Source organism: Scytonema millei VB511283 (assembly GCF_000817735.3).
Classification (GTDB): domain Bacteria; phylum Cyanobacteriota; class Cyanobacteriia; order Cyanobacteriales; family Chroococcidiopsidaceae; genus Chroococcidiopsis; species Chroococcidiopsis millei_B.
In genome coordinates this window covers 46,380-59,332 of record NZ_JTJC03000013.1, presented here as the reverse complement: position 1 = coordinate 59,332, position 12,953 = coordinate 46,380, and the positions used below count along the sequence as shown (strand labels likewise).

3 protein-coding genes are annotated in these 12,953 nt (G+C 48.0%); all 3 read left to right on the top strand.

Going from position 1 to position 12,953, the window contains the following annotated elements; all coding sequences use genetic code 11:
- Positions 1-103: 103 nt before the first annotated feature.
- The 3 genes from QH73_RS25515 to QH73_RS25505 are packed head-to-tail and all read left to right on the top strand — an operon-like array spanning position 104 to position 12,952.
- Positions 104-4,453, top strand: coding sequence for an aminotransferase class III-fold pyridoxal phosphate-dependent enzyme (locus tag QH73_RS25515; protein WP_052290201.1), 4,350 nt, complete (start codon positions 104-106; stop codon positions 4,451-4,453).
- The gene (locus tag QH73_RS25510; RefSeq protein WP_063777351.1) at positions 4,443-8,015 is read left to right on the top strand and encodes a non-ribosomal peptide synthetase; all 3,573 of its coding nucleotides are present in this window, start codon (positions 4,443-4,445) and stop codon (positions 8,013-8,015) included. Before QH73_RS25515 ends, QH73_RS25510 begins: the two co-directional genes overlap by 11 nt.
- A complete protein-coding gene (locus QH73_RS25505) occupies positions 8,012-12,952 on the top strand; it encodes a non-ribosomal peptide synthetase (protein WP_039716922.1) in 4,941 nt (1,646 codons plus the stop codon). Before QH73_RS25510 ends, QH73_RS25505 begins: the two co-directional genes overlap by 4 nt.
- Position 12,953 lies beyond the last annotated feature (1 nt).

Sequence of the window (12,953 nt, the reverse complement as noted above, 5' to 3'; positions counted from 1 at the left end):
GGGCGGGTTTACCAAAAAACTATGACTTCGACAAAGATTGCGGGTGAACCCGCCCCGACGATTTTTGACTTTTGACTTTTGACTTTTAACTTTTGACTTGCTCATGCTTAATTCTTCAGATAATTCACGGTTTGATAAAGTCGTTTCATCGCTCAAAGAGATTTTGAGCGGTTGGCTGGGTATAGAATCTCAGGCAATAGATATTCATAGCAATTTCCTTGAATTGGGTTTGGAATCTCTGTTATTGACTCAATTCAGTCGTTCTGTTCGAGATCGTTTTGGAATTGAGATTCCTTTTCGCTTATTGATGGGAGAGTTGTCAACACTTGAGGCATTAGCTGCATATATAGTTCAACAGATGCCATTGGAGGAGCAAAAATTAGCAACTTCTCCTCTTCCCGAAGCGATGCCTGTAGAAGCGATGTCTGTACCAGTGCGAGAAATAGCTGCTGCACAAAGTTCTAACAACTCTCCGGCGATCGCCAAACTGATTGCACGGCAGTTGCAAATCATGTCTAAACAGCTAGAAGTCCTGCGTAGATCAACTGAGACTGCCAGCGATCGCGCTTTATCCGATCTGAGTCAGGCTAAGCAGGCGATCGCGCCAACAAGTAAACGCAAACCAGTTATGAGTTCCCAACCGGGGGATACGGGTTTAAGCTCTCACCAGCAACGGCATTTAGATACATTAATTGCGCGAGTTGTCAAGCGTACCCCAGAATCGAAAAGACTGACGCAAGCTGCTCGTCCTTACTTGGCTAATCCCAGAGCGATTACAGGGTTTCGTCTCCCCGTAAAAGAGATGTTGTACCCAATTCACGTCCAGCGTGCTGCTGGAGCGAGAATTTGGGATGTTGATGGTAACGAATACATCGACTTGTCAATGGGGTTTGGTCCGTTGCTATTCGGTCATTCACCACCTTTTGTCATGGAGGCGATTCAAGCACAGATCCAGCAAGGGATGCAAAATGGTCCGCAGTCACGTCTTACGGGTGAGGTGACTCAGTTATTTTGCCAGTTGACGAGTCAAGAAAGAGCAACTTTTTGTAACGACGGTACAGAAGCGGTGATGGCAGCAATTCGGATCGCCCGTACCGCGACAGGACGCTCTAAAATTGCGGTGTTTGCGGGTTCGTATCACGGCAATTTAGATGAGGTTTTGGTCACGGGAGTCCCAACGGCAAACGGTTTGCGTACCGTGCCGATTGCTCCAGGCATTCCGCAGCACATGACGGATAAGGTGATGGTACTCGAATATGGCAGTCCCGAATCTCTCCAACTGTTGAAAACCCACGCTCAAGACTTGGCGGCTGTGCTAGTCGAACCCGTACAAAGCCGCAACCCCGATTTTCAACCTCAAGAATATCTTTACGAATTAAGGCAGCTGACTCAAGAAACGGGAACCGTACTCATTTTTGATGAGGTGATTACTGGCTTCCGAATGCATCCTGGTGGTATTCAAGCATTATGGGGAATTCAAGCAGACCTGTCCACGTATGGAAAGGCGCTTGGTTCTGGATTACCAGTTGGGGTAGTTGCTGGCAAAGCTGCATTGATGGATGTCTTGGATGGCGGCTTTTGGAATTATGGAGATGCCTCCTATCCGCAAGTGGAAACGACTTATTTCGCCGGAACCTTTTTCAAAAATCCTTTAGTCGTGGCTGGTGTCTGGGCAGTCCTTAATCACATCAAGCAAAGTGGAGCGCAACTACAGGCAGAATTAGGGACAAAAACTGCAAAGTTAGCGGCAACGCTCAATGATTTCTTCGATCAAAAGCAATTACCAATTCAGGTTGTCCATTTCGGTTCCCTGTTTCGGTTTATTTATCCGCCCAACCTCACTTGGATGAATTTGTTTTTCTATCACCTCTTAGAAAAAGGAATTTACATCTGGGAAGGACGCACTTGTTTTTTATCGACTGCTCACACCGATGCAGAGATCGAGCAAGCGATCGCTGCCGTGAAGGAAAGCATAGTAGAAATGCAAGCAGGAGGCTTTTTACCCTGCGATCGCCAGATCGTACCTGTTTCTCGCCACGAGCATTTACCGCTATCGTTTGCCCAGCAAAGATTGTGGTTCCTCGATCGCCTCGACCCAAACAACTTTGGTTACAACGAACCAATCGCCCTCCGCATTGCCGGAGAACTGAACGTAGCCGCACTGGAACAGAGTTTCAATGAAATTATTCGACGACACGAAGTTTTACGTACCACCTTTACTACAGTTGCAGGGCAACCAGTCCAGGTCATAGCCCCTCACCTCCACTTGACGATCCCAGTTGTGGATTTGCAACATTTGCCAAAAGTCGAACGAGAAACAACTGCCCTGCAACTGGCAACCGAGCAAGCCCAGCAGCCTTTTGACTTGACGCAAAACCCCCTACTACGATGCACGCTGCTACAGCTAGATGAGACAGAATATGTATTGCTCTGCACGATGCATCACATTGTCACCGATGCTTGGTCAACGGGTATATTTTTTAGCGAACTGGCAGCGTTGTATGCAGCCTTCATTGCTGGTAAACCTTCACCCTTACCAGAACTACCGATCCAGTATGCCGACTTTGCTGCTTGGCAGCGCCAGCAATTGCAAGGGGAGGTACTAGAAACTCAGTTATCGTACTGGCGACAGCAGCTAGGTGGTAATTTATCCGTGTTGCAGCTACCGACAGATAGACCGCGATCGCAGTTCCAAACTTTTCGCGGTGCTAACCAATCTTTTGAGCTGCCAGCCAACCTGCATCAAGCACTGCGAAATTTAAGCCATCAGGCAAATTGCACTTTATTCATTGCTTTACTAGCAGCCTTTGTGACGCTGCTGCATCGCTACACCCAGCAAGATGACATCGTTGTGGGTACGGATGTCGCGAACCGCAACCAACCGGAAACAGAAGGGTTAATTGGTTTTTTTGTCAACCTCCTTGCCTTACGTATCGATTTATCTGGTAATCCTGGTTTTCAAGAATTGCTGTGGCGAGTGCGCGAGGTAGCTTTAGGGGCTTATGCCCACCAAGACTTACCCTTTGAACGACTGGTGGATGCATTGCGATGTCGCGATCGCAGCCGTCCGCCTCTCTGCCAGGTGTTGCTAGTGATGGACAACGTGCCGACAATGCCAGCTTTGGAGTTGCCAGGACTAACTCTGAGTCCGATCGACATTGACAACGGCACGGCTAAATTCGATTTAGTGCTATTTGTGGAGGAAAAAGAACGGGGAATCGTTGGGAAATGGCAGTACAACACCGATCTTTTCGATGCCACGACGATCGACCGGATGTCAAAGCATTTTGAAACGCTACTTCAGAGCATTGTGGCACAGCCGGAAGCTCGGATCGACAGTTTAGAAATGCAGACTCAGGCTGAAATCGCACGACAAGCTGAGAAAAAGAGCCAGCAGAAAGCAGCCAAGCGGCAAAAGTTTATGGCAGTCCAACCGAAAATTGTGGATTTGTCAGAAAATAGAGCGATCGCCACCGATTTTTTACAACCTGGGGCAACATTACCTTTAGTTATTACTCCAACCGTGGATGATTTCGATCGCCTTGATTGGGCAAAGAGCGATCGGCAATTTATCGAAACTAAGTTATTGCATCACGGTGCGATCCTCTTCCGTAATTTCAAGATTGCCTCTGCCTCTGAATTTGAAAGTTTTGCTGAAGCCATCTGTCCGGGGTTATTCGGCGAGTATGGCGATTTACCGCGTGAAGGCGTTTCCGGCAAAGTTTACGGCTCTACCCCCTATCCATCCGAGCAAGCAATCTTGTTTCACAATGAAAGTTCTCACCTACACTGTTATCCCCAAAAAATCTGGTTTTTCTGTATGCAGCCAGCCGCGCAAGGGGGAGAAACACCGATCGTTGATTCCAGAAAAATTTATCAGCTGCTCGATCCAAAACTACGCCAAAAATTTGCTCAAAAGCAGTTAATGTACGTTCGCAACTTCACTGACAACTTGGATGTGAGTTGGCAAGATTTCTTTCACACAAACGATCGCGCAGCAGTAGAAGCATACTGCCGTAAAGCAGGGATGAGCGTGGAGTGGAAGCCCGATGGTAGTTTGAGAACTTGTCAGGTACGTCCGGCAGTCATCAACCATCCCCAAACGGGTGAGACGGTGTTTTTCAACCAAATCCAGTTGCACCATCCATCTTACTTACAAGCGGATGTGAGGGAATCGTTAATGTCTGTATTTGGAGCGGAAAACTTTCCCCGTCAGGTTTACTATGGCGATCGCTCTCCAATTGAAGCATCGGTCATAGAAGAAATTTTGGCAGTTTACAAAGCGGCTGAAATTAGTTTCCCCTGGCAGCAAGGAGATGTATTGATGCTAGATAACATTTTGGCTGCTCACGGACGCAATCCCTATATAGGTTCGCGCAAAATTGTGGTGGCAATGGGAGAAATGATTCATCGCGCTGATATCGACAATAAGGAGACAGCTTATGCAAACTGAAACTATTAGCGGCTTTGAGCTTTCTCCCCAGCAAAAACGCCTGTGGTTGTTGCAGCAAGATAGTCCTGCTTACATAACTGAGTGTGCTATTTCCATAGAAGGGGCGCTTCAACCAGAGGTTTTAAAAGCAGCTTTACAACACATTATCTATCGAAATGAAATTTTCCGCACGATTTTTAGGCGGCTACCCGGTCGGAAGTTACCAGTTATGGCTGTGGTAGATGATTGCTTACCTGAATGGCAAGCGATCGATCCTCAAAGATCCCCCCTAGCCCCCCTTCACAAGGGGGGAAACATAGTTCCTCTTCACCAGGAGGATTGGGAAAGATCCCCCCTAGCCCCCCTTCAAAAGGAGGGAAACATAGCCCCCCTTATTAAGGGGGGTTGGGGGGGATCGTCCGATCTGAACCACGATGCACAAGCGATCGCAATTGAGGCATTATTTCAAGAAGCAAGTCGCCATAGTTTTGATTTCGAGTCAGGTTCGCTGTTGCGGTTGTCTTTACTGAAATTGTCGGCAAATCTCCATGTTTTGCACGTATGTTTACCTTCCCTGTGTGCCGATTCTCGGACAATTGCAAATTTAATCGCTGAAATCGGCAATTCCTATTCTGCTTGTCTCCAAAGTCGGGAATTGGAGGCAGAAGTTGTACAATACTGCCAATTCTCGACATGGCAAAATCAGTTACTTGCAGACACGGACGCAGAGGAAGCTAATGCATATTGGCGCGAACGAGTTGCTTCCCTAGAATTAAAACTCCCTTTTGAAAATAAGCCTTTAAAACAAACAAAATTTCAACCTGAGTGTTTTGAATTGGCAATTGCTCTTACTCGTATCACCCAGATTGAAAACTTAGCGCGTAAATTTGATACTACTATCGCGATTGTCTTGCTGGCGTGTTGGCAAACACTTTTATGGCGACTCACCCAACAGGAAATTACAATCGGAGTGGCTAGCGATCGCCGAGAATATGAAGAACTGGATCGAGTCATGGGATTACTTGCTACCTGGCTACCGATCGAAACCAATTTAGTCCCAGATTTACGCTTTCAAGAAGTTGTAGAATTAGCCGCAAAAACTCTCAGTCAAGCCGAGGAATGGCAAGATTATTTTACGCCAAAAACGACAGAAAACAACAATACTTTAGCGTTCCCGATCGGTTTTGAATTCGAGCAATTACCGGAGAAAATTTCTACTGCTGGTGTAACGTTTTCGCTTGACAAGCAGTATAGTTGCATCGAGCAGTTTAAAGTTAAACTGACTTGTACTCAACGCGATAATTCTCTGAGTACGGCCTTTTATTACGATATTAATTACTTCTCGGTAGATACTATCCAACGCTTAGCTGCCCAGTTTCAAACTCTATTAACCCATGCAATCGAAAATCCAGAAATCGCGATCGCTCAGTTACAAATTCTCAGCCAGGGCGAACGGCAACAACTACTGCTATTAAACCAAACACAGACAGATTACTCGCTTGACAAATGCATCCACCAATTATTTGAAGCTCAGGTAGAGCGATCGCCTGACAAAATCGCTGTTGTTTTTGAAGATCGGCAGTTGACTTATGCTCAATTAAATGCTGAAGCTAATCAACTCGCTCGTTACTTACAGCAGTTGGGAGTCAAACCAGAGGTGCTGGTGGGACTTTACCTAGAGCGATCGCTCTTAACGTTGGTAGGACTTTTAGGCATCCTCAAAGCTGGCGGCGCATATCTACCGCTAGATCCAGCATTACCAGCAGAGAATTTGACTTTCCGCTTGCAAGATGCGCAAGCAGCAATCGTTTTGACACAACAACACCTAGTCGAAACATTACCACCCCACTCAGCACGGGCAATTTGTCTAGACGCGGATTGGGATGAAATTGCGCGATATAGCGATGAGAATCTCACGAGTGAGGTAACAGTTGAAAATCTCGTCTACGTACTATACACCTCTGGCTCGACTGGCAAACCCAAGGGTGTTGCGATCGAGCATCGGCAACTCCTGAATTATTTTTATGCGATCGCCCCCCAACTCAACTTATCAACTGATGCTAGCTTTGCCACCGTATCTACCTTTGCTGCTGACTTAGGTAATACATGCATATTTCCCGCTTTGTGTCAAGGTGGCTGTCTGCATATTGTCTCTCAACAACGGGCATCCGATCCCGTAGCCTTAGCGGATTACTGCGATCGCCATGCGATCGACTGTCTCAAAATTGTCCCTTCACACTTAGCAGCGCTTTTAGCATCGCCTTCCCCAGCCAAAATTCTGCCGCGTCAATGCCTGGTGTTAGGTGGTGAGGCTGCGAGTTGGAATCTCATCGAGCAAATTCAGCAGTACGCGCCAACCTGCCGGATTATCAACCATTATGGACCCACAGAAACAACTGTTGGCGTGCTGACCTATCCCTTAGAGACAAGGCAAAAAGAGACAAGGCAACAAGATTCTGCAACAGTTCCGCTAGGTCGTCCCTTGGCGAATATGCAAGTCTACGTCTTAGATCGGCAATTGCAGCCAGTACCGATTGGCGTACCAGGGGAATTATATATTGCTGGTGCTGGCGTAGCCCGAGGCTACCTCAACCGTCCAGATTTGACACAAGAACGATTTATTCCCAACCCTTGGGAAAATTCAAAAGTCAAAATAGACGCTAACGCTACACTTCGTGAACAAAATTCAAAATTTCTTTCTTCCCCAGCTCCCTCAGCTCCCTCAGCTCTCTTCCCCGACTCCCCTGTACGGGCGGGTTTTGAGCAAAGATTTATTGACGTAAGCCGTGAATCTTTTGCTAAACCCGCCCCTACGACTCCCGACTCTCGACTTTACAAAACTGGCGATCTAGTGCGCTTCCTACCAGATGGCGACCTGGAATTTCTAGGACGGCTGGACGATCAGGTCAAGGTGCGCGGCTTCCGCATCGAGTTAGGAGAAGTTGAGGCAGCACTGAGACAACACCCGCAGGTCAGGGAAGCGATTGTCATCGTTCGAGAAGATAAGCTGGGCGATCGCCGTTTGGTTGCTTACGTCGTTCCCAGTCAAAGCACTGCAAGTACTAACGATTTGCGCTTGTTTTTGAAAGATAAACTACCCGAGTACATGATGCCATCTGCTTTTGTGCTGTTGAAGCAACTACCTTTGACTCCCAATGGCAAGGTGGATCGGCAAGTGCTACCTGCACCGGACGCATCTAGACCCGATTTAGCAGATACTTTTGTTGCACCTCGGACTCCTGTAGAAAAATCTCTGGTGGAAATTTGGGCAGAAGTGTTGCGGCTAGAGCGAATTGGGATTAACGACAATTTCTTTGACCTCGGCGGACACTCTTTGCTTGTAACTCAAGTTGTGTCTCGCGTGCGCGACGCTTTCGAGATCGAGTTACCCCTGCGCGATTTTTTCGCCGCCCCTACTGTAGCCGATCTCGCCGTGAAAATTGCCCAAAAACTAGCCCAAGAGACTGACAGCGAATTGCTTGCCCAAACGTTAGCAGAACTAGAGCAGCTTTCGGAAGCAGAAATTCAAACATTACTTGCCAGCGAAACAGAGTCGAACGATCGGGAAGGAAGCAGAAAATGAGTGACGCGATCGCCAATATTGCTAATCTATCTCCACAGCAACGCGATTTACTACTGCAACGGCTGAGGCAGAAACGCGGTAATGTCTCGTCTGTCAAAATTCAGCCCCAAAGTCGCGATACCAATACTTTTCCCTTGTCCTTTGCTCAACAGCGGTTGTGGTTTCTCGATCGCCTCGATCCAGGCAATCCCTTATACAACCAAGCTGTTGCTCTGCGAATCGTAGGAGCGCTGAATTTACCAGTCTTGGAGCAAAGCTTTAACGAAATCGTGCGCCGTCACGAAGTTTTACGCACGACTTTCCATCAGGTAGATGGGCAACCAGTCCAGGTCATTGCTCCTAGTTTAATTTTGAAACTGCCAGTCATCGACTTAGAAAAACTCCCCGCCGCAGAACGGGAGGTTGAAGTGCAACGCCTTGCGACAGTAGAGGCAACGCGATCGTTTAACCTAGCAGAAGCTCCACTGTTACGGTTTACTCTCCTGCGGCTGAACCAGTCCGAGCATATACTGCTATCTACAATCCATCACATTATCTCTGATGGTTGGTCTAACGGCATACTGATTCGCGAACTCGCTGCTCTATACGCAGCTTTTGCTAGCGGCAAACCCTCACCCTTACCAGAATTATCGATTCAATATGCAGACTTTGCTGTTTGGCAGCGGCAATGGTTACAAGGAGAAGTACTAGCAACCCAAATCGCTTACTGGCAACAGCAACTAGAGGGCAGCGCCCCGATTTTGGAATTGCCTACAGACCGTCCTCGACCTGCAATTCAGACTTTTAAAGGAGCAGTGCAATCTTTTACCTTGCCTCTAGCTTTAACTGAAGCATTGAAAGATTTGAGCAGGCGGGAAGATGTCACCCTGTACGTGACATTATTAGCGGCATTCAAAACCCTGCTTTATCGCTACACGGGGCAGGAAGATTTACTCGTAGGTTCGCCCATTGCCAACCGCAATCGGAGCGAAATCGAAGCAGCGATCGGATTCTTTGCGAATACCTTGGTTATGCGTACCAATATGGCAGGTACTCCCAATTTTCGGGAGCTGTTGAGCCGAGTGCGTCAAGTGGCTTTAGGAGCATATGCCCATCAAGACCTACCCTTCGAGCAGTTGGTAGAGCAATTGCAACCGGAGCGTTCCTTGAGCCACACGCCTTTATTTCAAGTGATGTTTGCGCTCAACGTGCCGATGTCAGCTTTGGAACTCCCAGGTTTGACCCTAGACCTGTTGGAAACGGATAGTACTACGGCAAGATTTGATTTGACCTTGTGGATGACGGAAACCGATCGCGGGTTGACGGGCAGTCTAGAATACAATACCGATCTATTCGATCGCGGCACGATCGCCAGGATGCTAGGGCATTTCCAAACCTTGCTAGCAGGCGTTATTGAAAATCCCGATCGCAGCATCGGGGATTTACCGCTCTTAACACCAGCAGAGCGACAGCAAATCCTGGTGGAATGGAACAATACCTGTACGGGCGGGTTTGGAAACCCGCCCGTACCAACTCCCGACTCCTCTGTACGGGCAGGTTTTGAACCAAGATTTATTGACGTAAGCCATGAATCTGTTGCTAAACCTGCCCCTACGACTCCCAACTCCTCTGTACGGGCGCACAGCTGTGCGCCCCTACCGACTTGCCTGCATCATTTATTTGAAACGCAAGTTGAGCAAACCCCTGATGCCATTGCTGTAGTCTTTGAAAACGAGCATCTAACCTACCGAGAGTTGAACCAGCGAGCAAATGCAGTCGCCCACTATCTACAGCAACTCGGAGTCAAACCAGAGGTACTGGTGGGAATTTGCATGGAGCGATCGCTAGAAATGGTAGTCGGACTCTGGGGAATTCTCAAAGCTGGAGGGGCTTACGTGCCGCTTGACCCAGAGTATCCCCCAGAACGATTAGCTTTTATGCTGCAAGATTCCCAAGTCGCAGTGCTGTTAACTCAAGAAAAGCAGATCGCTGGGCTACCCGATCGTCAAACGCAGGTTATTTGTTTGGATACTGAGTGGGAAAAAATTTCTAGAGAGCAAACAACGAATCCGGTCAGCGATCTCCGGTCGGAAAACCTAGCATATGTTATTTATACTTCTGGTTCTACGGGAAAACCAAAAGGGGCAATGAATACCCATCGGGGCATTTGCAATCGCCTGCTGTGGATGCAACGGGCATACCAACTGACAAGTCAAGATCGGGTACTGCAAAAAACTCCGTTTAGCTTTGATGTCTCCGTTTGGGAATTTTTCTGGACTTTGTTAACTGGCGCGTGTCTGGTTATCGCCAAACCAGGGGGACATCGCGATCGCGATTATTTAGTTAACATCATCGCCCAAGAACAAATTACCACCGTGCATTTTGTCCCCTCCATGCTGCAAGTATTTCTCGATCGCGATTTAGATCGATGCGATCGCTTGCGGAGAGTTTTCTGTAGCGGCGAAGCCCTCAGCCTTGGATTGCAAGAAAAATTCTTTCAACATCTAGATTGCGAATTGCATAATTTGTACGGTCCCACAGAAGCGGCGATCGACGTGACATTCTGGCAGTGCCAAAAAAATAGCCATTTAAGAACTGTACCTATCGGTCGTCCGATTGCCAACACACAGATTTACATCCTCGATCCCCATTTACAACCAGTACCCATCGGCGTACCTGGCGAACTCTACATTGGTGGTGTTGGCGTAGCCCGAGGCTATCTCAACCGCCCAGATTTGACGCAAGAACGATTTATTCCCAATCCTTTTTGGGAGAGTCGGGAGTCAGAAAGCAGGGAGCAGGGAGTGCAGGGAGAAAGAAATTTAAAATCCCTACACCCTACACCCCACACCCCACACCCCACACCCCTCTATAAAACTGGAGATTTGGCTCGCTATCTACCAGATGGAAATATTGAGTTTCTGGGGCGGATCGACCACCAAGTCAAGATTAGGGGTTTTCGGATCGAATTAGGAGAAGTTGAGGCAGTTCTCAGCCAACACCCAGAGGTAAAAGATACTGTTGTTATGGCACGGGAGGACGAACCAGGCGATCGCCGTTTGGTTGCTTATGTCGTGTTGCACTCGCAGCAGGCGATCGCGTCTCAACTGCGCGGCTTTTTAGAAAAGAAACTGCCCCAGTACGCGATCCCCAACCACTTTGTCATTTTAGAAGCACTACCGCTCTTGCCCAATGGTAAGGTTAACAGGCAAATCCTACCCGCACCCGATCCGGCTAGCGCTGAGTTAAAGCCTGATACTGCTGCTCGTACCCCCGTCCAACAGCTGCTAGCTGCCATTTGGGTTGATGTCTTGAAGTTAGAACGAGTGGGTATTCACGACAACTTCTTTCAGTTAGGCGGACATTCCCTGCTAGCAACTCAAGTCATGGCACGGGTGCGTTCTGCTTTTGAGATCGAGTTACCCTTGCGTTATTTGTTTGAGTCGCCAACGATCGCTAAATTTTCCGAGCGAGTGGAAATAGCAATGAAGCTCGGACGAGGACGGGAAGCAACACCAATTGAGCCTGTTTCGCAGCAGGGATATTTACCCTTGTCCTTCGGGCAACAACGGCTATGGCTGCTCAGCCAACTGGAACCCAACAATCCGTATTACAACCTGCCCGCAGCCGTACGTTTGACAGGCTTGCTCGATGTTGCGGCGCTGGAACAAAGTTTAAATCGAATTGTACAGCGTCACGCCGCCTTGCGGACTAAATTTGTCACACTTGACGGACAAGGATTCCAAGTTATCGATCCAGTTTTAAATTTATCTCTGCCAGTCGTAGATTTGCGATCGCATCCCACACGGGAAGCCCAAGTGCAAAAACTAGCTCGCCAGGAAGCTAACCGTCCCTTCGACTTGGCTCAAGATCTGTTACTGCGAGTGATGCTGCTGCAAGTAGACGATACAGAACACGTATTACTACTAACAATGCATCATATTGTCTCCGATGCTTGGTCTATGGGCATACTCGTTCGAGAACTGGCGGCGCTCTATCAAACCTTTACCACTGGGGAATCCTCGCCTCTACCCGACTTAACAATCCAATATACAGACTTTGCTATTTGGCAGCGCCATTGGTTGCAAGGGGAAGTGTTGGAAACTCAGTTGAATTACTGGAAGCAGCAACTTAGCGGCGCTCCTCCCTTGACACAACTACCTCTAGATAAACCGCGATCGCCAGTCCGCACTTTTAGGGGTGCAAAACAATCTTTTCTCCTACCCAAAGCCTTAACCGCAGAAATTCAAAATCTCTGTCAGCGCGAAGGAGTCACCTTATTCATGACTCTGCTAGCGGCATTCAAGACATTGCTGTATTCCTACACGGGACAGGAAGATATTTCAGTCGGATCGCCGATCGCCAACCGCACCCAGCCAGAAGTTGAAAAGCTAATTGGATTTTTTATTAACACTTTGGTACTGCGTACCGATTTATCCGACGATCCCAGTTTCCGAGAGTTGCTGGGTCGCGTGCGTCAGCGTACCTTAGAAGCCTATACTTACCAAGACGTGCCTTTCGAGAAACTACTGGAAGAATTGCAGCCCGACCGTCACTCAAGTTACAATCCGCTATTTCAAGTGTGGTTCGTTCTCCAAAATGCTCCCATGCCAACCCCAGAGTTATCGGGACTGCATTTGACTCCATTAGAGATTGACAATCAGACGACTAAGTATGACTTGCGGCTGGAATTGGAAGAAAGTCCAACAGGTTTACACGGTTCATTTGGCTACCGAGTCGATTTATTTGAGTCAAATACTATTACCCAAATGGCAGAGCGTTTAGAAATACTTTTGCACCAGATTGTCACTCAACCCGATCTGAAGTTAAGCGCGATCGCCCAAATCTTAGCTAACCGCGATCGCGAACGACAGATCGCCAAAGCTAAGGAACTAGAAAAAGCGAGTTTGCAAAAATTCAAAAAGCATCAACGCCATCCAAGGCGCGGCACGCAATAAG

Bases quoted from the DNA above. Each gene is read 5' to 3' on its own strand.
- QH73_RS25515 (WP_052290201.1), top strand. From the start codon at position 104: ATGCTTAATTCTTCAGATAATTCACGGTTTGATAAAGTCGTTTCATCG.
- QH73_RS25510 (WP_063777351.1), top strand. From the start codon at position 4,443: ATGCAAACTGAAACTATTAGCGGCTTTGAGCTTTCTCCCCAGCAAAAA.
- QH73_RS25505 (WP_039716922.1), top strand. From the start codon at position 8,012: ATGAGTGACGCGATCGCCAATATTGCTAATCTATCTCCACAGCAACGC.